The sequence below is a fragment of the Curtobacterium sp. MCSS17_007 genome, from assembly GCF_003234175.2.
Taxonomy (GTDB): Bacteria; Actinomycetota; Actinomycetes; order Actinomycetales; family Microbacteriaceae; genus Curtobacterium.
In genome coordinates this window covers 700,975-726,522 of record NZ_CP126257.1, presented here as the reverse complement: position 1 = coordinate 726,522, position 25,548 = coordinate 700,975, and the positions used below count along the sequence as shown (strand labels likewise).

Below are 25,548 nucleotides of genomic sequence, written 5' to 3'. Positions count from 1 at the left end.
GACTCGTCACTTGACGGAGCCGGCGGTCAGGCCGCCGACCAGGTAGCGCTGGAAGATCAGGTAGAGCGCGACGACCGGCACCGCGCAGACGATCGAGGCGGCCATCATCTGGCCGTAGATCGGCACGGCGCCGCCCTCCTGCGTGGTGCCGAGCACCTGCAGCACCACCGCGACGGTGCGGGTGTTCGGGGTCGTCATGATCGTGCTGAAGAGCACGTCGTTCCAGCCGAGCAGGAAGGCGAAGATCGCGGACACGACGATGCCGGGCCACGAGAGCGGCAGGACGACGCTCCGCAGGATGCGGGTGCTCGAGGCGCCGTCGATGCGGGCCGCCTCCTCGAGCTCCTTCGGCAGGCCGCGCAGGTACGTCACCATCACCCAGGTCGAGAACGGCAGGGCGAACGTCAGGTAGGTGACGAACAGGCCCCAGCGGGTGCCGATGACCTGCACGCCGGTCGCGCTCGCGATGTTGGCGAAGACGACGAACACGGGCAGCAGCAGGAGCGTCCCCGGGATCGACTGCAGGGCGAGGAGCCCGCGGAGGATCGTCAGGCGGCCGAGGAACCGGAAGCGGACGAGCACGTACGCGGTGGACACGGCGAGCGCGGCACTGGCGACGGCGACGGCGCCGGCGGTGAGCAGCGAGTTCACCAGGCCCTGCCCGAGCGCGACCGTGTCCCAGATGGCGACGTAGTTCGACAGCGTGAACTCGGACGGGAAGTACTCGCCACGGGCGACTGCGACGTCCGAGTTCACCGAGCCGAACAGGATGTAGAGCACCGGCGCGGCGATGAAGGCGATGAGGACGGCGATGACCGTGACCAGCAGCCACCGCGGCAGGAGCCGGGTGACGTCGGTGTCGTAGGGCCGCCTCGGGCGCTTCGCGCCACCGGCGGTGATGCTCTCGGTGAGGGTCGCGGTGGGGCGGGTGCGGGTCTGGCTGAACACGCTCATGCGCGGGCTCCCTCCATGTCGGCGGCGGCCGGGGCGGTGAGCAGCGCGCGGTCGGCGCGGCGCTGCTTGCGGGTGGGCCCCGCGTCGTCACCGGTGTCGAGCTGCACGGCCCGCAGGTAGACGAACAGCGGGATCGCGACGATCACCAGCGAGCAGATCGCCATCGCCGCGGACAGGCCGAAGCGGAAGGACTGGAAGCTCGCGATGTAGGTCAGCACGGGCATCACCTCGACGCTCGACGGGAGCGGGATGCCGAACAGCACGAACGGCAGCGTGAAGTTGTTGATGTTGTGCAGGATCGAGATGATGACCGCCAGGCTCAGCGGTCCGCGCAGGTACGGGAAGACGATGTAGCGGAGCTTCGCCCACCACGTCACCCCGTCGAGTGCCGCTGCCTCGTGCACCTCGTTGTCGACCGCCTGGAGCCCGGCCAGGGACAGCAGGTAGACGAACGGCCAGCTCGTCCACACCATGACCCCGGCGAGCGCCCAGTACGACGCGGAGCCGTTCAGCCACAGGACGTCGGTGCCGAGCACGGTGTTCACCACGCCCTGCGGCTGCAGCATCGTCCGGAAGAACGTGCCGACGACGAAGGCCGGCAACACGTACGGGATCAGGTAGATCGACCGGACGAGCCCGCGGCCGGGGAACCGGTTCTGCGTCGAGATCGCCGCGGCGACCCCGATCGGCACGGTCACGGCGGTGACGAGCACCGAGAGGGACACCGAGATCCAGATCGAGTCGAGCAGCGGCGAGTCGGTGAAGGCCTCTGCGAAGTTCGCGAACCCGACGAAGGGGGCGCTGAACCACTGGCGCAGCGTGTACTGGTCGAGGTCGAGCATCGCGATGTACACACCGACGAGCAGCGGCACGACGATGACGGCGAGCATGAGGACGCCGCCGGGCAGGAGCATCCAGAGCGGCCGCTCGCGTTTGTACAACGGGGTCTTCCCGTGCGGGCGGACCTCGCGCGCGGTCTCCTGGCGGGGCCGGGCCTGCGTGGTGGTCATCACAGCCCTCCGTTCTTCTGACGGTCGAGTGTTGCCTGGGCGTCCCGCTGCGCCGCTGCGAGGCGCTTCCGGAGCTGGTCGTCGCTGACCTCGCCGCGCTTCAGCGACGGGATCGACTGCACGACGACGTCGACGAGCGAGAGCTGCACGTCGGACCACGCGCCGGTGAAGGCGGTGGGCTTCGACAGTTCGCCGGCGCGGACGATGGGTGCGAGGTCGGGGTTCTGCTCGGCGATGCGGTCGGCCGCGGTGGTGTTCGTCGGCAGCTGCCCGAACAGTTCGAAGTACCGTTCCTGGGCTTCCGGCGAGGACACCTGCCGCACGAACGCGAACGACAGGTCCTGCTTCGACCCGTAGTCGGCGACGACGAGGTTGTCGCCGGACAGGATGCTCGCCGCCTCGATGCCGTCGGCGGGACGCTCGGTGGCGCCCGGTGGCACGGTCGGCAGCAGGGCGTACTCGTACTTCCCGTCGACGGCGGAGCCCTGCAGCGAGTTGAGCGACGTCGTCGTGGTCATCGGGAAGAACGCGGCCTTGCCGTCGGCGAACTGCGCGAGCGCCTGCGCGTTGTTCCAGCCGATCGCGGCGGGGTCGACCACCCCGTCCTTCGTCACCCAGTCGAAGTACGTGCGGTACGCGTTCTCGACCGCGGGGGCGTCGAGTTCGGCCCTGCTGCCGTCGACGATGGTGTTGCCGGCGTTCTGCGCCATGCCCCAGACGAACTTCCACGGGTCGAAGCCGTCGGCGTAGGCGACGGCCATGCCGTAGGTGCCGTCACCGGTGGTCTTCCGGGCGTCCTCGGTGAGCTCGTCCCAGGTGGTGGGGAGTTCGGTGATGCCGGCGCGTTCCAGGAGCTCGGTGTTCACCGCCATCACGAACGGCCGGCTGGCGAACGGGATCCCGATCTGCTCCGTGGTGCTCGGGCCGGAGATGCCGAGGGAGGCCGGGGCGAACTGGTCCTTGCCGCCGACCGCGCCCCACTGCTCCGGGCCCATCTCGACGAAGGCGCCGGTGGCGTACGCGGTGGGGGTGAACGTCGTGCCGATGGCGTACACGTCGGGGCCCTGCCCCGAGATGACGCTCGTCTGGATCGCGGTGAGTTCCTCCTGCGCCGAGGAGTACGTCTCCCACTGGATGTCGGCACCCGTGGTCCGCTCGAACTCGGCGGCGGTCTCGCGCTGCCACTGCGCGCGTTCCTCTGGGTAGGTCGTGTCCGCGGCCATCATCACGCGGAGGGTGTCCGGGTCGTCGCCGCTGCCGTCCACGATCGCGCACCCCTGCAGCGAGAGGGCGGCGACGGCGACGACGGCGGCACCGACCAGGACGCGGGTCCTGCGTCTTGCTGTGCTCATGCGGGGGTTTCCTCCTCGACACCTGCACCGGGCGACTCTGCCCGGGACGTCGGCTGCGCTGCCGGCGTGGCACCCACTGTCCCGTCCGTGGCAACAACCGGCAACCGGTTGCCAGTTGTTGCCATCGCGGCCTAGCTTCGGCTCGTGAGCAGCGCAGACACCGACACCGCCCGGCGGGTGACGATCCGGGACATCGCCGACGCGACCGGGGTCGCACCCTCGACCGTGTCGCGCGCGCTGTCCCTGCCCGACCGGGTGAACCGTGCGACGCAGGAGCGCATCCAGCAGGCCGCACGCGAGCTCGGCTACGTGCCCAACTCGCAGGCGCGAGCGCTGACGTCGGGACGGACCCGGGCGGTCGCCGTCCTGGTGTCCGACATCACGAACCCGTTCTACTTCGACGTCATCCGGGGCACGCAACACCAGCTGTCGGCCGCCGGGTGGACGCAGCTGCTCGTCGACACCGAGGAGTCCGCCGACGCCGAGATGGCCGCGCTCAGCGCCGTCGCCGGGAAGGCCGACGGTGCGGTGCTCACGGCGTCCCGCCTGTCGGACACGCAGATCGCCCGGTTCGCGGAGCGCACGCCGCTCGTGGTCGTGAACCGGCGACCGACCGGTGTGCCCTCGGTGCTCATCGACACCCCCGGCGGGGTCGAGCAGGCGGTGCAGCACCTGGTGTCCCTCGGCCACCGTGACGTGCTCTACGTCGCCGGACCGGACAGCTCCTGGTCGAACGAGCGTCGCTGGCGCGCACTCGTGCGGGTCGCGAAGCGGCTGGGCGTCCGCGTCGCGCGGATCGGTCCGCACGCGCCGTTCGTCGACTCGGGTGCGGCCGCGGCCGACGCCGCCGTGCACGCCGGTGCCACCGCGTGCATCGCGTTCAACGACCTCATCGCGATCGGCATGCTCACGAGGCTGCGGGAGCGGGGTGTCCGCGTCCCCGAGGAGATGAGCGTCGTGGGGTGCGACGACATCTTCGGTGCCGACTTCTGCAACCCGCCGCTCACCACCATGACCTCGCCCATCGAGCGGGCCGGCCGGGTCGCGATCCGGATGCTGCTCGGACGGCTCGGCGCGATCCCCGCCGACGAACCACCCGGCGAGCACATGTCGGGCGCCGTCGCGCTGCCCACCCACCTGACCGTCCGCGAGTCCACCGGACCGGCACCGGTCCGCCCCGCCTGAAGGAGTCGACGATGACCCCCACCACCACGACCACCGCACTGGCATCGCACCCCGACCGGCTGTTCCCGGCCGACCCCGGTACGCGTGCGGTCGCCAGGACCGTCTACGAGGCGGTCCGTGACGCACCGATCATCTCCCCCCACGGGCACGTCGACGCGGTGCGCATCGCGGACGACCAGCCGTTCCCGGACCCTGCCGCCCTCCTCGTCACCCCGGACCACTACGTCCTGCGGCTCCTGCACGCCAACGGGGTGGGACTGCACGAGCTGGGTCGGGCCGACCTGTCGGGGACGCACCCCGTGCCTCCCGGCCGCGAGGTCTGGCGGCGACTCGCGGAGCACTGGGCGGACTTCGCCGCGACGCCCGTCCGCTACTGGTTCGAGACGGAGCTGCACGACGTGTTCGGCCTGACGGAGCAGCCCTCGGCCGCGAACGCGGACGAGCAGTACGACCGGATCGCCACGCTGCTGACCACCCCGGCGCTCCGACCGCGCGCGTTGTTCGACGCCTTCGGCATCGAGGTGCTCGCCACCACGGACGGCCCGACGGACGACCTCGCGGCGCACGCGCGCCTCGCCGCCGACCCGACGTTCACCGGCCGGGTGCTGCCCACCTTCCGCGCGGATGCCGTGTTCGACCCGTCACGTCCGGACTGGAGGGACGTGGTCGCCTCGATCGGCGCGGCCGCCGGCATCGACACCGGGACCCACGACGGCCTGCTGGCGGCGTTGCGGAACCGGCGCCGGTACTTCATCGAGCACGGCGCGACCGCCACCGACACGGGCGTCCTCGACGCTGGATCGATGCCGCTGTCGGCGGCCGAGCGTTCCCGCATCCACGCGGCGGCGCTGCAGGGCCCGTCGGGCATCACCGCGGCGGAGGCCGTCGCGTACCGCCACGACATGCTCTACCGGTGGGCCGAGATGAGCGTCGAGGACGGCCTCGTCATGCAGCTGCACCCCGGGGTGCTCCGGAACCACCACGCCCCCACCCTCGAGCGCTTCGGCCCGGACACGGGGCACGACCTGCCCGCGGTCGGGGCGTTCACCGAGCCGCTCCGTCCGCTGCTCGAGGCCTTCGGCACCGCGCCCGGGTTCCACCTCGTGCTCTTCACGGTGGACGAGACCGTGTTCTCGCGGGAGATCGGACCGCTCGCCGGCTTCTACCCTGCCGTGTACGCGGGAGCCCCGTGGTGGTTCATCGACACCCCCGCTGCGATCGGCCGGTACCGGTCGGCGGTCACGGACTCGGCGGGGTTCACGAAGACCTCGGGCTTCATCGACGACACCCGGGCGTACTGCTCGATCCCCGCGCGGCACGACATGGCGCGGCGTGCAGATGCGGCGTACCTGGCGTCGCTCGTGGTGACGCACCAGCTGTCGGAGGAGGACGCGGTGCACACGGCGCGGCGGATCGTGTCGGACATCCCGCGGGCGACGTTCAAGCTCTGACCGGCATGATGCACATGTGACATGCAGAATGTTCGGCGGCGGGGCCGAGGTCGAGTCAGGGTGGGGCGTTCGTCGAACCCGATCCCTGACCGAGGAGCGCCATGTCACGTCGTCCGTCGTCCGCACGTCATCCCTCGTCCGCTCGTCATCCCTCGTCCGCTCGTCGTCGCTCGTCCGGTCGCGCCGTCGCTGCCCTGGGTGCGGTGGCGCTCGCCGTCCCGGCCGTCCTGCTCGGCCCGTCCGGCACCGCCGCTGCCGCGACCTCGCCGGCGGCCGTGGTCGCCCTGGCCGTCGAGGTCGCCGCCGACGGCCGCGATCCGTTCACTCCGGACGACGGCCCCGGGGCCGACCGGGGTCCCGCGAACGGCGTGGTCCGGACCCGCGACGCCGTGACGTACCGGGTCACCGTGACCGCCGGCGACGGGACCGCGCACCACGAGCGCTTCTTCCTCGACGCCCCGGCGGGCACGAGCTGGGCCGGCGTCCCGCTCGCGTGCAACGGCGCAGGGTCGGTGGTCGAGGGCCGGCGGCTCACCTGCGACCTCGGGGACGTCCCCTCGGGGCACGCCGTCGCCGTGCCGGTCGTGCTGGACGTCTCCGGGGACCTGCGGAACGGCGACCGCATCGCCGTGACCGGCACCGCGACCGCAGACGACGCCGAACCGACCGCACCGGTCACCTCGGCGACGACGGTCGTGTCGGCCGCACCGCGGTACAACCTCAGCAAGGCCGTGGTCGGTTCGACCCTGCGCACCGACGTGCCGGGGCCGGACGGCGTCCCCGGCGTCCAGCTGTTCTACCCGATGACGGTCGACTGGCAGTCCCCCGTGCCCGGGCAGGGACTGCTCGGGTTCGAACGGAGCACGGGTGACATGCACTTCACCGACGACCTGTCCCACCTGCTCGGCGATCGACCGTCGGGCGCGGTGCTCTGGAACGGCGGTCGACCCACCTGCGGCCGGAACGGCGAGGACGGCGTGCAGTTCGGCGGCCTCCCGGGCGGCCGCGGGGGTGGCGAGCGGGCCGTGGCCGACTCGGGCAGGATCACCTGCACGCAGGCAGCGCCGGGCGGCGAGGTCGACGTGACCATCGCCGGCGCCGTGACGGACGCCGCGCGCATGCCCGGTCGGAACATCGGCGGCGGCCCGATCAGCGGCGGCGCGAAGCCGTACGTCGTGAGCGGCTGGATCGCCCTGTGGATGCCCACCCCGTCGGTGCCGACGTCCCTCGAGTCGGTGAACACCTTCACGCCGCTGCAGACGACCTCGGTCAGCGGAACCCCGAACTTCCCCGACGGCTCGGAACCGACGGCGGACAACAGCGCCCGGCGGAACCTCGTCGAACTCGGACCGGGCAGCGCGGGGAAGCGACTCCGGCGCCTCGGCAGCGACGGCACCAGCGTGACCGCGGGATCGGCGAAGGAGGGCGACCCCTGGGCCACGGGCGGCACGCGGCTCCGCAGTGACGTCACCTTGTCGAACACCGGGCTCGCACCCTTCCGCGGCGCGGCCCTCTGCGACACGTTCGACCGCCGGACGCAGCGCCTGACGGCGGTCGGCGGTCGGGCTCCCGCGTGGACGAGCGGTTTCGAGCACGCCCGGGTGCAGTACGCCGCGTACGACATGGCGTCGCCCGCCGCGGGCCAGGTCCGCACGTGCGACGACGGCGACGGACCCTGGTACGACGACCCGGCGGACGTCCCGGGCGGCGCAGCCGCGGTCGGAGCGATCCGTGTGACCGGCGACCTGCCCGGCGGAGCGTCCGGTGGTCTGTTCTCCACCGTGACGACGCAGCGGGCGCCCGACGGGACACGTGCGCGCGACTTCGGGCACGCTCGCTTCGGTGACCACCGACCGTCGTGGGTGCACGACCAGCAGGACCCCGACCTCGCTGCCGGCGGGCTGGCCGACAGCGTGGTGCTCACCGAGGACCTGGTCCGCGTCGGCAAGGCGGTCGTCGATCCCGGGCACGATGCCGCCGACACCCCCGACCGGACGAGCTCGGTCGTGCCGGGCAACACCGTCGACTACGCGCTCCGACCGACCCTGACGAACGGCTTCGCCGACGGTCGTCCGACCACCGTCACCGTCCGCGACGTCCTGCCCGCACACACGTCGTACGTCGAGGACAGCGCCTCGGTGGCACCGGAGGTCGACGCGGTGCAGGGCGCCGACGGCAAGGAGCACCAGCGCCTGACCTGGACGCTGCACGACGTCGAACCGAACACCCGCATCGCCCCGATCACGTACGCCGCACGGGTCGACCGTTCGGCTCCGGCCGGCCCGATCACCAACACGGCGACCGTCGAGTCGCCGGCCGACCGGTCCGACGAACGCTGGCGGACCGCGGAGCGCGGCCTCGAGGTCGTCACCACCGGCGGGGTCGGGGTCGAGAAGCGCACGCCGCGTCCCGTCGTCGTCGTCGGCGACCACCCAGAGTGGGACCTCGACGTCACGAACACCGACGACACCCCGATCGGCGACCTCGACCTGATCGACGTGCTGCCGTACCGAGGTGACACACGAGGCTCGGACTTCCACGGAAGCCTCGGTCTCGCGGAGCCGGTCGACACCGACCCCGCCGGGGACGAGGTCGTGCGTTACACCGACGCCGATCCCGCCGATGTCTCCCTGGACGGCGCAGACCCGAGCAACCAGCCCGGCGGAGCGACCCGCTGGTGCGCCGAGGACGAGTTCAGGGTGAACGGCTGCCCGGACGCACTCGCGCAGGTGACCGCGGTCCGGGTCGAACGGCAGACCCCGGTCCCGGCCGGTGACACGGTCACGCACCGGCTCACCCTCGCGACGAGCGGGGAGCAGGACGGCGACCGCTACGTGAACCGCTTCGGACTCAGGACGGCCGACCTGGCGCTGCCGGTGCAGTCGAACCCGTCGACCGTCCGGGTCGTCGCCGGGGCGATCGGCGACCGGGTGTGGGACGACCGGGACGACGACGGCCTGCAGGACGACGACGAGCCCGGTGTCGGCGGCGTCCCCGTCGCCCTGACGGGGACGGACGACCACGGCGACGCGGTCGGACACCGCACGATCACCGACGACCACGGCGGGTACCACTTCGACGGGCTGCGGCCGGGCGACTACCGCGTGCGCTTCTCGGCGCCGGACGGGACGCACTTCACCGAGGAGCACGTCGGCGACGACCCGGCGATCGACTCCGACGCCGGACCGGACGGTCAGACCGCGCCGGTCACGATCGACAGGGTCGCGAGTGCGACCGGTGCACTCGAGGGGGTGCGCCGCGACACGACCGTCGACGCCGGTCTGGTCGCGGCGGGCGCCGGAGAGGGCGGCGACGACGGTGGGGACCCCGGTGAAGACCACGGTGAAGACCCCGGAGCCGGCGGCGGTCCCGGCGGGCCCGGGAGCCCCGAGGACGGTGCCGGCGAGCGTCCGGGGGCCGGAGGTGGTGCCGGTGCCGATGCGGGCGATGGTCCGTCGCGTGGTGGTGGTCACGAGCGTGCCGGTGCAGCCCACGAGACAGCCGGGCGACTCGCGTACACCGGGACGGCCATCGTTACAGCGGTGGCACTGGCGCTCGCGCTCCTTCTGCCCGGGCTGAGCCTGCTCGTCAGCCGACGACGTTCCCGACGGACGTTGGACTGACGCTCGGTCCGGCGACCCGTGCGGCGGGGTCGTGGCACCTCCGGGCGCCTCGGCCCTGCCGTCCGCAGGAGCGGGAGTCGGGCGGTGGCGGCAGGTCGGAGGCCGTCGGTAGCGTCGAGCCGTGGAACAGCCCCCGGCGAGCGCCCCGAGCGGACCAGCGGACGACGTCGACCGTGTCGTCGCGGCCTACGACGACCGGGCGGACGAGTACGCCGAGGTCCTCGGGTCGATGGGCGCCGTGCACCCCGAGGACCGGGCCCTCGTCGAGGCGTGGGCGGACGCGACGCCCGGGCCGCTGCTCGACGTCGGCTGTGGCCCCGGACACTGGACCGCGCACCTTCATCGCCGTGGCCACAGCGTCATCGGTGTCGAGCCCGTCCCGCGGTTCGTCGAGCTCGCTCGTGCTGCCGCTCCGGAGGTCGACTTCCGGTCCGGGACGATGGAAGTGACCGGACTGCCCGACGGTGGTGTCGGCGGTGTCCTCTCCTGGTACTCCCTCGTGCACCACCATCCAGACCGGGTGCTGGCCGCGCTCACCGAGGTCCACCGCGTCCTGGCCCCCGGCGGCGGGCTCCTCGTCGGGTTCTTCGAGGGTCCGACGCTCGAGTCGTTCGACCACGCGGTGACGACCGCCCACCACTGGCCCGTCGAGCGGATGGTCGCTGTGCTGGAGGACGCGGGCTTCGCGGTCGACGCCGTGCACCGACGGACCGACGACGGAGCGCGCCCACACGCGGCCGTCGTCGCGTACCGAGCGTGATCACGGCTGCCACCCTGGTGTGACCAGTCCGGTCTCGTACGCGAAGACCACCAGCTGCGCGCGGTCGCGGGCACCGAGCTTGATCATGGCGCGCGAGACGTGCGTCTTCGTGGTCATCGGACTGACGAAGAGCCGTTCGGCGATCTCCGTGTTGGTGAGGCCGAGGGCGACGAGTTGCATCACCTGTCGCTCGCGTTCGGTGAGCACGTCGAGGGCCGGGGCCAGTGCGGACGGCTTCGCGTGCGTCGCGTACGCGGCGACCAGGGATCGCGTCGGTCCCGGCGAGAGCAGCGACTCGCCGGCGTGCACGGTGCGGACGGCGCGCAGGAGTTCGGCGGGCTCGGTGTCCTTCACGAGGAACCCGGCCGCACCGCCGCGGATCGCCTCGAACACGTACGAGTCCTCCTCGAAGGTCGTGAGGATCACCACGTGCACGCCGTCGAGGTCCGGGTCAGCCGAGATGCGCTGCGTCGCGACGAGTCCGTCCGTCCCCGGCATGCGGATGTCCATCAGGACGACGTCGGGGTGCTCTCGTCGCACGGTCGCGACGGCCTCGTCGCCGTCGCCGGCCTCGCCAACCACCGTCATCCCCGGTTCGGCGTCGATCAGGGCGCGGAGCCCGGCACGGATGAGCACCTGGTCGTCCACGAGGACGACGCGGATGCTGTCGTCGCTGGTCGTCACGACGGCTCCTCGATCTCGGCCGGACGGGGCGTCGGTCCGGAGGCGCTCGCGGTGTTCGGTAGCCGAGCGGTCACTCGCCAGCCCCCGTCCGACGTGGGCCCGGCCGAGAGGGTGCCGCCGACCGCCGAGGCCCGCTCGCGCATCCCGATGAGGCCGTTGCCCGACGGCCCGAGCAGCGGCGCGGTCAGGACGTCGGTGGCGTCGTGGTCCGGGGACGGGGCGTCCTCCACGGACAGCTCGAGGACGTCCGGTCCGACCCGCACCGCGATGCGCGCCCGGTGCGCGGGACCGTGCTTCATCACGTTCGTCACCGACTCCTGCACGATGCGGAAGGCCGTTCGGTCGCTGGTCCGGTCCAGCAGCGCGAGGTCGCCGTCGACCCGCGCGGTGACGTCGACCCCGGCTGCGCGTGCCCGCTCGACGAGGTCCGCCAGGCGGTCGAGGCCGGGGACGGAGTTGCGGTCAGCGGAGCTCGGCTCCGCCGCACTGCCAGTGGAGCCGACGTCGGGCACTCCACCACCGGGCGGTTCGTTCCTCGGTCCGTCCGTCCCGGCGGCGTCGAGGTCCTGAGGTCCGTCGACCGATCGGAGGACACCGAGGATGGTCCTGAGCTCGACCAGGGCCTCGCGGCTCGTGTCACGGATGTCCGCGAGTGAGCCGCGCGTCTGTTCGGGGAGCTCGGACCCCAGGTGGAGCGCGACGCCCGCCTGCAGGTTGATGAGCGACATGCTGTGCGCGACGGAGTCGTGGAGTTCCCGGGCGATGCGCACGCGCTCGTCACGCGCACGTTCCTGCTCCGCAGCGGCCCGTCGGCGCCGTCGTTCGGCGACGCGCTCGAGACGGACCCGGACGAGCTCGGCGACCGACAGCGTCACGGCTGCCCACGCGACGGCCAGGAAGACCGCGTCGAGGTTCCGATCCGGCGCACGGCCGAGGAACCCGTCGGCGGTCGGCAGCACCGCGACCGCCAGCCCGAGCGCGACGCCCGCCGCGGCCCGGCTTCCGCTGAGCCACGCGTTCACCGCGGCCATCGTCAGCGCGGCCACGAACGGCCCCCGCGGACTGACCAGCAGGGCGTAGCCGATCGTCGTGACGAGCGTCACGGCGAGGACCCCCGTCGGCCACCGCCAGCGCCAGGACAGGACGACCACTCCGGTGACGAGCAGCACGATCGCGAGCGGACCCGGGTGCGCGGGGTCCATGATCGAGGAACCCAGGACGTGGGACGCCCAGGGCGGGCCGCCGCGAGAGCCGGCGGCGGCGTCCGACGCACCGGTCGGGAAGCGTGCCGCGAGCAGTGTCCCGACGATCTGCACCAGTGCGACCGGCAGCACCCGACCGAACCGGGCGAAGCGGCGGACGCCGTCTCGCTGGTCGCCGGTCGCCTCGGCGGAGGCGGTGGGAGTGCGGTGCATGTGTCCGAGCCTAGGGTTGCCCCGATGCCACGGCGTCGGGCCGTGGCAGGAGCTGTGGACTACTCCCCGGGGAGTAGCCGGCTGTGCAGGAAGGGCGACGGTACTGCCGCGGGAGCAGGCCGGAGTCGGCCTCCGTGGTGGACGCGGGACGCGCCTCCAGGCCGGACGCTGGGACGGTCGCCCGACCGGGCGACGCGACCCGCCCAGGAGGCCATCGTGCACACCGCTCTCTCGACCATCGCCGCCGCCGGCCCGTACGGGCACGGCGGCCCGCCCTTCTTCCTGTTCCCGGCGTTCTTCCTGCTCGTGCTCCTGGCGGTCGCCGTGGTGTTCGGTGTCCTGCGCCGCGGCAGCTGGCGTGCACGGTCCGACGCCCGGGCAGTCCTCGCCGACCGCTTCGCGCGTGGCGACATCGAGGCGGACGAGTACCGCTCGCGTCTCGCGGAGCTCAGCCGGAAGTGACCGACAGCGCCGACGTGATCGTCGCCACGGTGTCGTCGACCGATCCCTCGATCGACACCGCGACGGCGGTCTCGTCGGGCTGCGGCCGCTCGAGGGTCGCGAACTGCGAGTCGAGCAGCGACGACGGCATGTACTCGTGGTGGCGGTGCGCCTGACGATCGGCGATGAGCTCGTACGACCCGTCGAGGAACGCGATCACCAGGTCGGGCGCCGCGCTGCGGAGCCGGTCGCGGTACACCCGCTTCAGCGCGGAGTTCGCCATCACGCACCGGTGGCCCGACGCCTGCACCTCGGCGATCCGGGCCGCGCACGCGTCCAACCAGGGCCAGCGGTCCTCGTCGGTCAGGGGCGTGCCATGGCGCATCTTCTCCTTGTTGGCGGCCGGGTGCAGGTCGTCGGCGTCCACGAACGTGCTCGGCCGGCCCTGCTCGGCGAGCGCGTCGGCCAGTGCCTGGCCGATCGTGGACTTGCCGGAGCCGGAGACCCCCATCACGAGCACGGGCGGGAGGACGTCGCGGTCGGTCATCCCTCCACAGTACGGGTCGTCCGCTTCCCGTCCCCAGTTGCCGAAAGGCCTGTGCCGACCCAAGGTGTCGGTCGTACCGTGGGCCTCGACACGTCAGGACGAAGGAGACTCAGGTGGCGGACAACGAGCAGCACGACGACGGCGGCACGGCGAACATCGGTGTGGTCGGCCTGGCCGTGATGGGGTCGAACCTGGCCCGCAACCTCGCCTCGCGCGAGGGCAACACAGTCGCGGTCTACAACCGCACCTACGCACGCACCCAGGAGCTCCTCGACGAGCACGGCGACATGGGGTTCATCGCGTCCGAGGACATCGACGGCTTCGTCGCGTCCCTGTCGAAGCCGCGCACCGCGATCATCATGGTGCAGGCCGGCAAGGGCACCGATGCCGTCATCGAGCAGCTCGCCGAGCGGTTCGAGGAGGGCGACATCATCGTCGACGGCGGCAACGCCAACTTCCACGACACCATCCGCCGCGAGCACGACCTGCGCGAGAAGGGGCTGAACTTCGTCGGCACGGGCATCTCCGGCGGCGAGGAGGGCGCACTCAAGGGCCCGTCGATCATGCCCGGCGGCTCGGACGAGGCGTGGGAGACCCTCGGGCCGATCCTGAAGTCGATCGCCGCGGTCGCCGAGGGCGAACCGTGCGTGACCCACATCGGCACCGACGGCGCGGGCCACTTCGTCAAGATGGTCCACAACGGCATCGAGTACGCGGACATGCAGTTGATCGCCGAGTCCTACGACCTGCTGCGCCGCGCCGGCGGGCACTCGGTCGACGAGCTCGTGCAGATCTACGAGCAGTGGAACGAGGGTGACCTCGAGTCCTACCTGATCGAGATCACCGGCGAGGTCCTCAAGCAGCAGGACGCCGACACCGGCAAGCCGCTCGTCGACGTCATCCGCGACGAGGCCGGGTCCAAGGGCACGGGCGTGTGGACCGTGCAGAACGCGGTCGGACTCGGCATCCCCGTCTCCGGCATCGGTGAAGCGGTCTTCGCCCGCGCGGTGTCCTCGAAGCCGTCGCAGCGCGCCGCTGTGCAGCGCTCGGTGCAGAGCCGACCGGACGTGGTCGACGTCCCCGACACGTTCGAGGACGACGTCCGCGCCGCGCTCTACGCGTCGAAGGTGGTCGCGTACGCGCAGGGCTTCGACCTCATCATCGCCGGGGCGAAGGAGTACGACTGGGACATCGACCTCGGCGCGGTCGCGAAGATCTGGCGCGGCGGCTGCATCATCCGTGCCCAGTTCCTCAATCGCATCGTCGAGGCGTACGACAAGAACCCCGCGCTCGAGAGCCTGCTGGTCGACCCGTACTTCGCGGACGCCGTCGCCGAGGGTGAAGCAGCCTGGCGTCGCATCGTCGGCATCGCTGCCGCGTCGGGCATCCCCGCCCCCGGGTTCTCGTCCGCGCTGGCGTACTTCGACTCACTCGCGTCGGACCGGCTGCCGGCATCGCTGATCCAGGGTCAGCGGGACTTCTTCGGCGCGCACACGTACCAGCGCGTCGACAAGGACGGCACCTTCCACACCCTGTGGTCCGAGGACGGGCGCCGCGAGGTCGAGCAGGAACCCTCCACGCACTGACCCGACCACGCAGCAGGCCCCGTCGGACGACGGGGCCTGCTGCGCACGCTGCGGCCACCGCGCCCGCTGGCGCATGCGAGGGTGGGCGGTCACTGCCCGGCAGGTCAGGCGACGATGCGCTCCCGCGCGAGATCGGCGACGAGCCGATCGAGTCGGAGCCCCCGCCCGAGCAGCCGTCCAGATCCGGGTGACGAGCGGACGAAGAACGTCGCGACGGCAGCGGTGTCGTCCGGCCGGACGTAGTGCATGGCAACGGCACCCGCGTTCCGCTCCCCCAGGACGTCCTCGACCCCGACGTGCACCATCCGGCTCCAGCGGATCACGAGCAGCCGCGTCGCGCGACGCTCCTCGAGCTCCCAGAGCGATGCCTCGGTGGCGCCGAACGCCCAGGTCACCCGCTCACCCAGGGTGACCTCAGGCCGGGCACGCTGCACGTCCTGGCGCAGTTCCGGCGTCGGTGCCGCCGGGACCAACCAGACGGTGGGGTCGATGCGTCGGATCGCCAGTGCGAGCGCTTCGTCGGCACGACGACGACGGATGGCCCGGGCACGGACGACGGCGACGACGACCCCGACCACGCCCGAGGAGATCGCGACGAGCTCGGCGACGCCGAAGAACGTCAGGTCGGTCTGCGGTGCTGCCGTCACGACCACGATGCGGCTGACGACGAGCGCGGTCCAGACACCGACGATGCTCCACCGCACGACCGCGAACCGGTGACCAGCGCTCACCTGTGTCCGCCTCCGGTGCGTGCGCCGGCGGCGCGGCACGCGGTCTGGTCGGTCCAACACGCTCCTGATCCTCGCACGGCTCCGGTCGGCGCCGCTGTCCCGGAGCAGTGAACGGTCGACGAACCCGCCGCGGTGACGACTCCTGCACAGCATCCAGCGAGCGAAGGCCGTCCACCGCCTTCCGCCTGTCAGCGCATCCGCGGGGGTGTCGACCTACGCTGCACGGGTGAGCACGACAGCGGCACCGACCACCGAGCAGGCACCGGCCCCGACACCCGTCCGGCGCCCGGCCCTGCTCGCGGCCGTCTGCGGCGTGATCGCGGTCGCCGCGTTCCTGGCGGTCGCCGAGTTCGGAGCGCTGCTGCTCGGCGGCGCGGGCAGCCCGCTGGTGGCCGTCGGGTCCGCAGTGATCGACCTCGCTCCACCTGCGGCGAAGGACCTGATGGTCGGACTCTTCGGTACCGGGGACAAGATCGCACTCTTCGTGCTCATGGCCGTCATCACGGGTGCGGTGAGTGCCGGCGCGGGGGTGCTCGAACGGGCCCGGCCGCCGTTCGGCGTGCTCCTGCTCGCCATCGGTGCGCTCCTCGCGCTGGTCGCCGTCAGCACCCGCTCCGGCAGCGGCACGTGGGACGGAGCGCCGACCGTCCTCGGCATCACGGCCGCGATCGTCGTGCTCCGCGTGCTCCTGCGCCGGCTCCGTCGGTGGGAGGCCGCGGCGGCCGTACCGTCGGCGTCGCCCCGCCCCGCTGCGACCGAGCGGCGCGCCTTCCTCGTCTGGAGCGCGACGACCACCGTGGCGGCGATCGTCGTGGGAGGAGCGTCGCGGGCCGGCACGGCAGCGGTGCAGGCCGCCGCAGCCGCACGGCGGGCCGTCCGACTGCCCCGCGCGGCGACGACGGCGCCGGCCGTCCCTGCGGGCGCGTCCCTCGACGTCGACGGGCTCACGCCCTACGTCACCCCGAATGCCGACTTCTACCGGATCGACACGGCGCTGCGGGTTCCGTCCGTCGACCCCGCCGACTGGTCGCTCCGCATCCACGGCGCGGTCGACCGCGAGGTCGAACTGACCTGGGACGAGCTGCTCGCACTCCCGCTGCAGGAGCACATGGCCACGCTCAGCTGCGTGTCGAACGAGGTCGGCGGTGACCTGATCGGCAACGCACTGTGGCTGGGCTACCCGATCCGCGACCTGCTCGCGCGTGCGGGGGTGCAGGACGGCGCCGACATGGTGCTGTCCCGCAGCATCGACGGGTTCTCCGCCGGCACGCCGCTCGACGTGCTGCAGGACGAGGGCACGGCCGCGCTGCTCGCGGTCGGCATGAACGGCGAACCGCTCCCGGCCGAGCACGGGTTCCCGGTGCGGATGGTGGTCCCCGGGCTGTTCGGGTACGTCTCCGCGACGAAGTGGGTGACCGAGCTCGAGGTCACCCGCTTCGCGGACGCGCAGGGCTACTGGACGCCCCGAGGCTGGTCCGAGCGCGGGCCGGTGAAGCTGGAGTCGCGCATCGACACCCCACGCGGCGGTGCCTCGCTGACCGCCGGAGAGCCGGTCGCCGTCGCCGGTGTCGCATGGCAGCCGCACACCGGGGTGAAGGCCGTGCAGGTCCGCATCGACGACGGCGCATGGCAGGAAGCCGCGCTCGCGGACTCCGTCTCGGCCGACACCTGGCGGCAGTGGGTGTACCGCTGGACGCCGGACGCGGGCCCGCACACGATCCGGGTCCGGGCGGTCAGCGCCGACGGCCAGGTGCAGACGAGCGTCGAGCGTCCTCCGGCACCGAACGGGGCGACCGGGTGGCACACGGTGCAGGTCAGCGCCCGCTGACCCCGTCGCCGTCGCCGTCGCCGCCGGTGTCGGATGTCCCGACGTCCGTGACGAGGTCCATGCCCGGTCCGTCCTCGTGCCGACGCGCGAAGCCACGCTGCTCGTAGAAGGGCGCACGGCCCCGAGCAGCGAAGAGCTGCACGTCCTCGACCCCACGGCGTCGCGACTCGTCGACGAGCCGCGCGAGCACCGCACCGCCGATGCCCTGGCCACGAGCGGCTTCCGACACGATCATCTCGGTCACGAAGGCGTGCAGGGCGCCGTCGCTGATCAGGCGTCCGACCCCGACCAGACGACCCGAGTCGTCCCGCGCGCTGCACACCACCCAGCTGCCGGCCAGTGCCCGGTCGAACCGTTCGAGGTCCCACGCACCCCAGCCGGTCTCGTCGTACAGGGCCTGGAACTCCGCTGCGGTCGGTGGTGCGAACGAGTACTCCACGCCGTGACGGTACCGCGGCCCGGGCGTCAGGCGGGCAGCTCCGCGACGATGCAGGAGCCCTCGACCTGCTCGTCGGACTCCACGGTCACGATGAACCCGGCACCCTCGAACGCCGCAGCGGACACCGGCGCCTGCGCCGACGACACCTCGATGACGACCGCGCCGCCCGGGCACAGCCACTCCCCCGCTCCCGAGGCCACGCGACGGTGCACGTCGAGCCCGTCCGGTCCACCGTCCAACGCGACGAGCCGCTCGTGCTCCCGCGCCTCGGTCGGCATGGTCGCCAGCGCGTCCGACGGCACGTACGGCGCGTTCACCGCGATGACGTCGACCACGCCGCGGAACCGCTCGGGCAGCGGTGCGAAGAGGTCACCCAGGACGACGATGCCCCGGTCGCCGATGTTCTCCGCCGCGACGTCGACGGCGTCCGGGTCGATGTCGGCGGCGACCAGGTCGAGCGCACCGACGCGGCCGAGCAACGCCACCGAGATCGCGCCGACCCCGCAGCACAGGTCGACGACCCGGTCGTAGCGCTGCAGACGTCGCGCAGCCTGCTCGACGACGACCGTGGTCCGGGTGCGCGGGACGAACACGCCCGGTGCGACCCGGACGCGGTGCCCGTCGAACGCGGCCCAGCCGAGCACGACCTCGAGCGGCTCGCCGGCGAGCCGGCGCTGCACCAGGCCGCGCAGCTTCACGGGGTCACCGTCGCCCGCCTCGAGCAGCAGGTCCGCCTCGTCCTCGGCGAACACACTGCCCGCGGATCGCAGACGAGCAGCCAGGGCGGCGCGCGCCGGGTGGACGGGAGGCACGGCTCAGCCCGCCTGCCGGGTCACGCCCGACGGGCGACCGGTCCGGCTACGCAGCACCGTCGAACATCGACGTGACCGACCCGTCGTCGAACACCTCGTGGATCGCTCGGGCGATGAGCGGGGCGATCGGCAGGACCTCGAGACGGTCCCAGCGCTTCTCCTCGGGCAGCGGCAGCGTGTCGGTGACGACGACGCGGTCGATGAACTCGCTCTGCAGGAGCTCGGTGGCCGGGTCGGAGAACACCGCGTGGGTCGCCGCGACGACGACACCGGTCGCGCCGTTGGCCTTGAGCGCCTCAGCCGCCTTCGCGATGGTCCGCCCGGTGTCGATGAGGTCGTCGACGAGCAGGCACACGCGGCCGGAGACGTCACCGACGATCTCGTGCACGGAGACCTGGTTCGGGACGAGCGGGTCGCGGCGCTTGTGGATGATCGCGAGCGGCGCGCCGAGCTTCTCGGACCAGATGTCGGCGACGCGCACACGGCCCATGTCGGGCGACACGACGGTCAGGGTCTCCGGGTCGAGGATCTGCTGGAAGCGCTCGAGCAGGACGGGCATGGCGAACAGGTGGTCGACCGGCCCGTCGAAGAAGCCCTGGATCTGTGCGGCGTGCAGGTCGACGCTCATGATGCGGTGCGCGCCTGCCGCCTTGAAGAGGTCGGCGACGAGTCGGGCCGAGATCGGCTCGCGGCCGCGGCCCTTCTTGTCCTGGCGCGCGTACGGGTAGAACGGCGCCACGACGGTGATGCGCTTCGCCGAGGCACGCTTCAGGGCGTCGACTATGATGAGCTGCTCCATGAGCCACTCGTTGATCGGCGCGGTGTGCGACTGGATGACGAAGGCGTCGCAGCCGCGCACGGACTCGTCGAAGCGGGCGTAGAGCTCACCGTTCGCAAAGGTCCGTGCGTCGGTGGGGACCAGGTCCACACCGAGCTCCTCGGCGATCTGTGCCGAGAGCTCCGGGTGGGCCCGACCCGACACGAGGACGAGTCGTTTCTGGCCGGTCGTCTTGATTCCGGACAAGTGCGGTGCTCACTCCCTGACCCGCTCGGGGCCTCGTTGTTCGACCCGACCGCCGTCAGATCTGTTCGCCGTGCGCGCGCCGAGCCGCCTCGGCCGCCGGCGAACCGGGCCGGTGTTCCTCGACCCATCCGTCGGTGTTGCGCTGCGGGGCGTAGCTGATCGCCAGCGACCCGGCCGGTACGTCCTTGCGGACGGTCGTACCCGCGCCGGTGTACGCCCCGTCCCCAATCCTAACCGGGGCGACGAACACGTTGTGCGAGCCGGTGCGGACGTGCGAACCGACCTCGGTGCGGTGCTTGTGCACGCCGTCGTAGTTCGCGGTGATGGTGTTCGCGCCGATGTTCGAGTCCTCGCCGACCTCGGCGTCACCGATGTAGGACAGGTGCGGCACCTTGCTGCCGCGGCCGATGACGGCGTTCTTCGTCTCGACGAACGTGCCGATCTTGCCCCGCTCGCCCAGGATCGTGCCCGGTCGCAGGTAGGCGAAGGGACCGACCGAGGCGCCGTCCCCGATGACGGCGAGGGTCGCGTCCACCCGGTTCACCACCGCGCCGGCACCGACCTCGGTGTCGCGCAGCGTGGTGTCCGGCCCGACCACGGCGCCGGCGGCGATGGCCGTGGCGCCGACGAGCTGCGTGCCGGGGAGGATCTCGGCGTCCGCCTCGATGGTGACGTCGAGGTCGATCCAGGTGGTGGCCGGGTCCTGCACGGCGACGCCGGCGACCTGGTGGCGGCGGACGATGCGGGCGTTCAGCTCGCGGGCGGCGTCGGCGAGCTGCGCGCGGTCGTTGATGCCGGCCACGAGCCAGGGGTCGGTGAGCGTCACGACGTCGACCGCGCCGCCCCGTTCGATCACGAGTGCCGGCGCGTCGGTGATGTACTTCTCGCCCTGCGCGTTCGCGGTGGTGAGCGACGGCAGGACGGCACGCAGCTGCGTGACGTCGAAGGCGTAGATGCCGGCGTTGTACTCGGTGATGGTGCGCTGCTCGTCGGTGGCGTCCTTGTGCTCGACGATGCCGACGAAGGCGCCGGACGCGTCGCGGACCACGCGGCCGAGACCGGTCGGGTCGTCGGCGATCGCGCTGACCAGGGTCACGGCGTTGCCCACGTGGGCGTTCACCAGGGCGCGGAGCGACACGGCGTCGAGCAGCGGGACGTCGCCGGAGAGCACCACGACCGTGCCGTCGAAGTCGGCGGGCAGCGCCTGCACGGCGACCTCGACCGCACGACCGGTGCCGGGGACGTCGTCCTGGTCGACCACGATCGCCTCGGGGGCGCGCTCGGCGACCTCGGCGGCGACCCGGTCCCGCTCGTGCCGCACGACCACGGCGACGTGCTCGGGCTCGAGCGAGGCGGCCGTCCGCAGCACGTGCGCGACGAGGGGCAGGCCGGCGAGGCGGTGCAGCACCTTCGGGGTGGACGACTTCATGCGCGTGCCCTGCCCGGCGGCGAGGACGACGACGGCGATCCGCTGGTCGGTCATGCACCCATCCTGGCGCATGCGGTCCGAGCGGGTGCGCGGGCGCGTACCGGTGCGCACCGCCACGGCTACGCCGCCGCGGACTCCCGCTTGACGAAGGCCATGAGCACGAGGCCCGCGACGAGGACCACGACCACACCGATGATCCCGAACCGCGTCGAGCCCCCGATCGTCACGGCGATGCCGAAGAGCGCCGGCGCGAGGAACGACGCCGCCCGCCCGGTCGTGGCGTAGAGCCCGAACAGCTCGCCCTCCCGTCCCGGCGTGGCGAGCCGCGCCAGGTACGCCCGCGACGATGACTGCACCGGTCCGACGAAGATCGCCAGCGTGAGCCCGAGCACCCAGAACCCGGCGGTCGCGTTCCCGATGAGGAACACCCCGATGCCGGTGAGCGCGAGCCCGACGAGCGAGACCGTGATGACCGCCCGCGAGCCGAAGCGGTCGTCGAGCCGCCCGGAGGCGAACGTCGCGACACCGGCCACCACGTTGGCCGCGATCGCGAAGAGGATGACCTGCGACGGGCTGAACCCGAACACCTGCGCGGCGACGATGCCGCCGAACGTGAACACCGCGCCGACGCCGTCGCGGAACACGGCACTCGCGAGCAGGAAGACCAGCACGTTGCGGCGCTCCCGCCACAGCCGCGCGACGTGCCGCCCGAGGTCGCGGTAGGCCCCGAGCAGCCCGCCGGTGCGCGACCGGTCCGGTGCGGCCTCGGGCACGGTCAGGAAGAGCGGGACCGAACTGACCGCGAGCCACACCGCGGCGATGCCGATCGCGACGCGGACGTCCCAGGACCCGGCCGCCACGGTGGACGGGAGCTGCAGGAGCCCGGCGACCCCCGGGGTGCCGAAGTCCTGGATGCAGAGCAGGAGCAGGACGACGAGCAGCACGATCCCACCGAAGTAGCCGGCCGCCCAGCCGATCGCCGAGACCCGGCCCGTCTGCGGCCCGGACGCCACCTGCCCGAGCATGGCGTTGTAGCCGACGGTCGCGACCTCGTAGGCGATGGTCCCGATGCCGAGCAGCGCCGCGCCGAGCACCAGGTACGGCTGCTGCGGGGCGACGAACACCATCGCACCGATCGACAGGGCGACGCCGATCGTGCCGATGAGCACGGACCGTCGGCGGTGTCCGGACGAGTCGGCCAGTCGGCCCACCGCGGGTGCGACGAGCGCGACGACGATGCCCGCGAGGGTCAGCGCCGTCGAGACGGTGGCGGCGTTGTGCGCGAGCTCCCGCTCCACCGCACGCGCAGCGGCGGTCGACGAGCCCTCGGCCGCGACCAACTGCGGGTCGACGAACGCCCGGCTCGCCAGGTACGTGCTGAAGACGAACGTGGTGACCACGGCGGTGAACGCCGCGGACCCCCAGTCCCAGAGCGCCCAGGACACGAGTGCCCGCCGGTCGGTGCGCTGCGGCACTGCCGCCGCCGGTGTCGCGGTCATGGCCGAACCGTAGCGCGTCGCGGTGTCGGGGCGGTGGCGCCGTTCCGTCGGGCGCGCGCAGCCCCGGTCCGGCCGGGATCGACACGACCGTGCGCGCCGTGGTGGCGGGCCGCTGGCACGACCACGCGACGGACGGACGCGCCCCGCTCGGCGGCGACGCGCAGCGTCGCGCGGGGCGCGCCGACCGAGCCTGCGAGGGAGGGCGGGGCCGGCACCGCGCCTCCCGTCCGTCGATCGGTCGCCCGACGGGCGCGACCCACGTCGCCCACGTCAGCGCGCGTGGTCACTCGCCGGCGGGGACCCCGTTCGGGTAGACGACCGACTTGAGCGAGGCCGGGTCGGTGTCGCTCTCGAGGGCCTCGCGGACCTCGTCGAGCCCGAAGCGTCCGGTGACGAGCGCGTCGAGGTCGACCTGGCCCGACGCGACCAGACCGATCGCGACCGGCCACGTGTTCGTGTACCGGAAGATGCCGGTGACCGTCACCTCGAGGTTCTGGATGTGCTCGACGGGCAGCACCATCTCGGAGTTGCCGAGCCCGACGAGCACCGCGGCACCGGCCGGTCCGACCGCCTTGATGCCGTCCGACACGGCACGGGGTGCACCGCTGGCGTCGATGAACGCGTCCACCGGCACGATGTCCGACGTGACGTCGACGGCGACGGGGTCGACGACCTCGGTCGCGCCGAAGGACAGCGCGCGCTCCCGGCGCTCGGGGACGAGGTCGCTGACGACCACGCGCGTCGCGCCGAACGCGCGGGCGACCTGGGCGCAGATGACGCCGATCGGTCCGGCACCGGCGATGAGGACGCTGGAGCCGGGGACGATGCCGGCCTTGCGCGCCGCGGCGATGCCCACCGAGAGCGGCTCGAGCAGTGCGCCGGCCTCGAAGGACACGGTGTCGGGCAGGGTGTGCGCGAACTCGGCCTCGATGGTGACGTACTCCGCGAAGGCGCCGTCCACCGGGGGCGTCGCGTAGAAGCGCATGTGCGGGCAGAGGTTGTAGCGGCCGGCCAGGCACTGCGCGCAGCGGTGGCAGGGACGCTGGGGCTCGACGGCGACGCGCTCGCCGACCCGGGCGGGGTCGACGCCCTCGCCGACGGCGGCGATCGTGCCGGAGAGCTCGTGGCCGAGGACCAGGGGCTCCTCGACGACGAAGTCGCCGATGCGGCCGTGGCGGTAGTAGTGCACGTCGGAACCGCACACGCCGACGGCGGCGACGCGGACGAGCACGTCGCCGGGGGCGACCTCGGGGACCGGGCGGTCCTCGATCGTCAGGTCCTCGGTGCCGAGCAGGACGCTCGCGCGCTGGGTGTCGGGGGTGGTGCTCATGCGGATCTCGCTTCCTCGACCGCGTCGTCGCGGTCGGCTGTGGTGTGGTCGGGGTCGGTCGCGACAGTCGTGACGGCCGCGCCGGTCGTGGTCGGGAGTGCTCCGTCGCGGAGCAGGTCGGCGAACCCGAGCTCGGCGGCTCCGCGTACCAGGACGTCACGTCCGAGCTCCGCCGGCACGATGCGGAGCCGGTCCGTCATCGCCGCCATCGTCTGCGCACGGACGTCGTCCTCGACGCGGTCCCCGACGTGCCCGAGCAGCACCCCGAGGAACCCGCCGAGCACGACGACCTGAGGGTCGACGGTGTGGATCGCGTTCCGCAACGCGGTGGCGAGCGCGGTCACCTGCCGGTCCACGACCCGCTCCACGTCGTCGCGACCCTCGGCGAGCGCGGCGGCGAGGGCGTCGAGGTCGTCGGGCGCCGTGCCGGTGACGGTGGTCAGCGCCCCTCGGGAGGCCTCGGTCTCCAGACACCCCACCGCACCGCAGTGGCAACGGATGCCGTTCGCGGCGACGAAGGTGTGGCCGAGCTCACCCGCGTACCCGTCGGCACCGCTGAACGGTCGGCCGGCGCTGACGATCCCGCCACCGATGCCGCTCGCGCCACCGTTCAGGTACACCAGGTCGTCGACACCACGAGCACTGCCGTAGAGCCGCTCGGCCCAGGCGCCGAGGTTCGCGTCGTTCGCCGCACGCACCGGCAGGCCGAGGCGCTCGGCGAGCGGCCCGGCGAAGGGCTCGTCGCGCCAGCCGAGGTGCGGTGCGTCGCGGACGACCCCGTCCTCGACCCGGACGATGCCCGGCACGGCGACACCGACACCGACGAGCCGCAGTGCCGGATCGGCGCGCTCCGTCAGCGTGCCGAGGACGCGGGCGACGGCGTCGATCGCGGCGGCCGCACCGGGGACGCTGGGCTGGCGCTCGACGAGGCGGTCGCGCACGGTGCCGTCGAGCGCGACGAGGGCCACCGCGACGGCATCGATCTCGACGGTCACCGCGGCGGCCACGACGTCGCTCGACGCCCGGACGACGGCGCTCGGCCGACCGACCCCGGCAGGACGTTCCGCACCGGCGCCCGGGAGCTCCTCGTGCACGAGCCCCTGCTCGACGAGTTCCCCGACGAGCGCCAGGACCGTCGAGCGGTTCAGCCCTGTCCGACGGGTGAGCTCGGCGCGGGTGACCGGACCGCCCTCGTGCACGATGCGGAGGACGCGCGCGACGTTGCCGGGCGTGGTCGTGGCCGTGCGGGCCATGGGTCCTCCTCGTGGTGGGTGGTGGGTTCGGGGCGTACGGAGTTTCCCAGAACGCCTGCGATGGGAGGCGGGACCGGGCGTACCCGGCGATTCCGGAAGGCCAGGTACGCCCGTTCCGGCCCGGCACGCCCGGAAGCGCGGGGCTCGCGCGGGCGCAGACGCGGTCGCGGGCGCGGGCGCCGGCGTGGGCGCCGG

General features: G+C 72.7%; 21 protein-coding genes. 7 read left to right on the top strand and 14 right to left on the bottom strand.

Annotation, left to right across the window (positions count from 1 at the left end; genetic code table 11):
* Positions 1 to 6: 6 nt before the first annotated feature.
* Genes DEJ22_RS03440 through DEJ22_RS03430 form a run of 3 tightly spaced genes read right to left on the bottom strand, consistent with a single transcriptional unit; the run spans position 7 to position 3,316 of the window.
* A complete protein-coding gene (locus DEJ22_RS03440) occupies positions 7 to 954 on the bottom strand; it encodes a carbohydrate ABC transporter permease (protein ID WP_258379569.1) in 948 nt (315 codons plus the stop codon).
* Entirely contained in the window at positions 951 to 1,964 is a 1,014-nt protein-coding gene (locus DEJ22_RS03435; protein WP_111226576.1) for a carbohydrate ABC transporter permease, read from the bottom strand. Before DEJ22_RS03435 ends, DEJ22_RS03440 begins: the two co-directional genes overlap by 4 nt.
* Positions 1,964 to 3,316, bottom strand: a complete 1,353-nt coding sequence (locus tag DEJ22_RS03430) for an ABC transporter substrate-binding protein (RefSeq protein ID WP_111226577.1) — start codon at positions 3,314 to 3,316, stop codon at positions 1,964 to 1,966. The genes DEJ22_RS03435 and DEJ22_RS03430 overlap by 1 nt, the downstream gene beginning before the upstream one ends.
* 144 nt (positions 3,317 to 3,460) lie before the next feature.
* On the opposite strand from DEJ22_RS03430, the gene DEJ22_RS03425 reads away from it, so the two are divergent.
* The 4 genes from DEJ22_RS03425 to DEJ22_RS03410 all read left to right on the top strand — a co-directional run bounded on the left by DEJ22_RS03425 (position 3,461) and on the right by DEJ22_RS03410 (position 10,335).
* Entirely contained in the window at positions 3,461 to 4,501 is a 1,041-nt protein-coding gene (locus DEJ22_RS03425) for a LacI family DNA-binding transcriptional regulator (RefSeq protein WP_111226578.1), read from the top strand.
* Between the two features lie 11 nt (positions 4,502 to 4,512).
* Complete coding sequence (gene uxaC, locus DEJ22_RS03420; RefSeq protein ID WP_111226579.1) at positions 4,513 to 5,952, top strand: glucuronate isomerase; 1,440 nt, start codon at positions 4,513 to 4,515, stop codon at positions 5,950 to 5,952.
* Positions 5,953 to 6,155: 203 nt separating this feature from the next.
* Positions 6,156 to 9,575, top strand: coding sequence for an SdrD B-like domain-containing protein (locus DEJ22_RS03415; protein ID WP_111226580.1), 3,420 nt, complete (start codon positions 6,156 to 6,158; stop codon positions 9,573 to 9,575).
* 121 nt (positions 9,576 to 9,696) lie between these two features.
* Positions 9,697 to 10,335, top strand: coding sequence for a class I SAM-dependent methyltransferase (locus DEJ22_RS03410; protein ID WP_258379570.1), 639 nt, complete (start codon positions 9,697 to 9,699; stop codon positions 10,333 to 10,335).
* Here the strand turns inward: DEJ22_RS03410 and DEJ22_RS03405 are convergent, their stop codons facing one another.
* Both DEJ22_RS03405 and DEJ22_RS03400 read right to left on the bottom strand, forming a co-directional pair.
* Positions 10,336 to 11,019: a response regulator transcription factor gene (locus DEJ22_RS03405; RefSeq protein ID WP_258379571.1), complete on the bottom strand. Its 684-nt coding sequence runs from the start codon at positions 11,017 to 11,019 to the stop codon at positions 10,336 to 10,338.
* A complete protein-coding gene (locus DEJ22_RS03400; protein ID WP_111226581.1) occupies positions 11,016 to 12,434 on the bottom strand; it encodes a sensor histidine kinase in 1,419 nt (472 codons plus the stop codon). The genes DEJ22_RS03405 and DEJ22_RS03400 overlap by 4 nt, the downstream gene beginning before the upstream one ends.
* 216 nt (positions 12,435 to 12,650) lie before the next feature.
* Here DEJ22_RS03400 and DEJ22_RS03395 point away from each other — a divergent pair, with 216 nt between their 5' ends.
* Complete coding sequence (locus DEJ22_RS03395) at positions 12,651 to 12,896, top strand: SHOCT domain-containing protein (RefSeq protein ID WP_258379572.1); 246 nt, start codon at positions 12,651 to 12,653, stop codon at positions 12,894 to 12,896.
* On the opposite strand, the gene DEJ22_RS03390 is transcribed toward DEJ22_RS03395, so the two are convergent.
* Complete coding sequence (locus DEJ22_RS03390) at positions 12,883 to 13,422, bottom strand: gluconokinase (RefSeq protein ID WP_111226582.1); 540 nt, start codon at positions 13,420 to 13,422, stop codon at positions 12,883 to 12,885. The two genes, DEJ22_RS03395 and DEJ22_RS03390, sit on opposite strands and share 14 nt — an antisense overlap.
* Before the next feature lie 113 nt (positions 13,423 to 13,535).
* Between DEJ22_RS03390 and gnd the strand changes: the two genes are divergently transcribed.
* Complete coding sequence (gnd, locus tag DEJ22_RS03385) at positions 13,536 to 15,008, top strand: NADP-dependent phosphogluconate dehydrogenase (protein ID WP_111226583.1); 1,473 nt, start codon at positions 13,536 to 13,538, stop codon at positions 15,006 to 15,008.
* A 104-nt stretch (positions 15,009 to 15,112) separates the two neighbouring features.
* On the opposite strand, the gene DEJ22_RS03380 is transcribed toward gnd, so the two are convergent.
* Positions 15,113 to 15,739 (bottom strand): hypothetical protein, encoded by a 627-nt coding sequence (locus DEJ22_RS03380; RefSeq protein ID WP_111226584.1) that lies wholly within the window; start codon positions 15,737 to 15,739, stop codon positions 15,113 to 15,115.
* Positions 15,740 to 15,965: 226 nt separating this feature from the next.
* Here DEJ22_RS03380 and DEJ22_RS03375 point away from each other — a divergent pair, with 226 nt between their 5' ends.
* Positions 15,966 to 17,567: a molybdopterin-dependent oxidoreductase gene (locus DEJ22_RS03375; protein ID WP_111226923.1), complete on the top strand. Its 1,602-nt coding sequence runs from the start codon at positions 15,966 to 15,968 to the stop codon at positions 17,565 to 17,567.
* On the opposite strand, the gene DEJ22_RS03370 is transcribed toward DEJ22_RS03375, so the two are convergent.
* The 7 genes from DEJ22_RS03370 to DEJ22_RS03340 all read right to left on the bottom strand — a co-directional run bounded on the left by DEJ22_RS03370 (position 17,554) and on the right by DEJ22_RS03340 (position 25,353).
* Complete coding sequence (locus DEJ22_RS03370; protein ID WP_111226585.1) at positions 17,554 to 18,006, bottom strand: GNAT family N-acetyltransferase; 453 nt, start codon at positions 18,004 to 18,006, stop codon at positions 17,554 to 17,556. The genes DEJ22_RS03375 and DEJ22_RS03370 overlap by 14 nt on opposite strands.
* A gap of 26 nt (positions 18,007 to 18,032) precedes the next feature.
* A complete protein-coding gene (locus DEJ22_RS03365) occupies positions 18,033 to 18,818 on the bottom strand; it encodes a putative protein N(5)-glutamine methyltransferase (RefSeq protein ID WP_111226586.1) in 786 nt (261 codons plus the stop codon).
* Positions 18,819 to 18,864: 46 nt separating this feature from the next.
* The gene (locus DEJ22_RS03360; protein ID WP_111226587.1) at positions 18,865 to 19,842 is read right to left on the bottom strand and encodes a ribose-phosphate diphosphokinase; all 978 of its coding nucleotides are present in this window, start codon (positions 19,840 to 19,842) and stop codon (positions 18,865 to 18,867) included.
* A gap of 55 nt (positions 19,843 to 19,897) precedes the next feature.
* On the bottom strand, positions 19,898 to 21,325 hold the full coding sequence (gene glmU / locus DEJ22_RS03355; RefSeq protein ID WP_111226588.1) for a bifunctional UDP-N-acetylglucosamine diphosphorylase/glucosamine-1-phosphate N-acetyltransferase GlmU: 1,428 nt from the start codon (positions 21,323 to 21,325) through the stop codon (positions 19,898 to 19,900).
* Between the two features lie 65 nt (positions 21,326 to 21,390).
* Positions 21,391 to 22,770 (bottom strand): MFS transporter, encoded by a 1,380-nt coding sequence (locus tag DEJ22_RS03350; RefSeq protein ID WP_111226589.1) that lies wholly within the window; start codon positions 22,768 to 22,770, stop codon positions 21,391 to 21,393.
* 283 nt (positions 22,771 to 23,053) lie between these two features.
* Entirely contained in the window at positions 23,054 to 24,100 is a 1,047-nt protein-coding gene (locus DEJ22_RS03345) for an NAD(P)-dependent alcohol dehydrogenase (protein ID WP_111226591.1), read from the bottom strand.
* On the bottom strand, positions 24,097 to 25,353 hold the full coding sequence (locus DEJ22_RS03340; protein ID WP_111226592.1) for an ROK family transcriptional regulator: 1,257 nt from the start codon (positions 25,351 to 25,353) through the stop codon (positions 24,097 to 24,099). The genes DEJ22_RS03345 and DEJ22_RS03340 overlap by 4 nt, the downstream gene beginning before the upstream one ends.
* Positions 25,354 to 25,548: the final 195 nt, after the last annotated feature.

Excerpts from the sequence above, each read along its gene's own strand:
- DEJ22_RS03350 (WP_111226589.1), bottom strand. The coding sequence starts at position 22,770 with ATGACCGCGACACCGGCGGCGGCAGTGCCGCAGCGCACCGACCGGCGG.
- DEJ22_RS03440 (WP_258379569.1), bottom strand. The coding sequence starts at position 954 with ATGAGCGTGTTCAGCCAGACCCGCACCCGCCCCACCGCGACCCTCACC.
- uxaC (WP_111226579.1), top strand. The coding sequence starts at position 4,513 with ATGACCCCCACCACCACGACCACCGCACTGGCATCGCACCCCGACCGG.
- DEJ22_RS03430 (WP_111226577.1), bottom strand. The coding sequence starts at position 3,316 with ATGAGCACAGCAAGACGCAGGACCCGCGTCCTGGTCGGTGCCGCCGTC.
- DEJ22_RS03390 (WP_111226582.1), bottom strand. The coding sequence starts at position 13,422 with ATGACCGACCGCGACGTCCTCCCGCCCGTGCTCGTGATGGGGGTCTCC.
- DEJ22_RS03345 (WP_111226591.1), bottom strand. The coding sequence starts at position 24,100 with ATGAGCACCACCCCCGACACCCAGCGCGCGAGCGTCCTGCTCGGCACC.
- DEJ22_RS03340 (WP_111226592.1), bottom strand. The coding sequence starts at position 25,353 with ATGGCCCGCACGGCCACGACCACGCCCGGCAACGTCGCGCGCGTCCTC.
- glmU (WP_111226588.1), bottom strand. The coding sequence starts at position 21,325 with ATGACCGACCAGCGGATCGCCGTCGTCGTCCTCGCCGCCGGGCAGGGC.
- DEJ22_RS03435 (WP_111226576.1), bottom strand. The coding sequence starts at position 1,964 with ATGACCACCACGCAGGCCCGGCCCCGCCAGGAGACCGCGCGCGAGGTC.
- DEJ22_RS03400 (WP_111226581.1), bottom strand. The coding sequence starts at position 12,434 with ATGCACCGCACTCCCACCGCCTCCGCCGAGGCGACCGGCGACCAGCGA.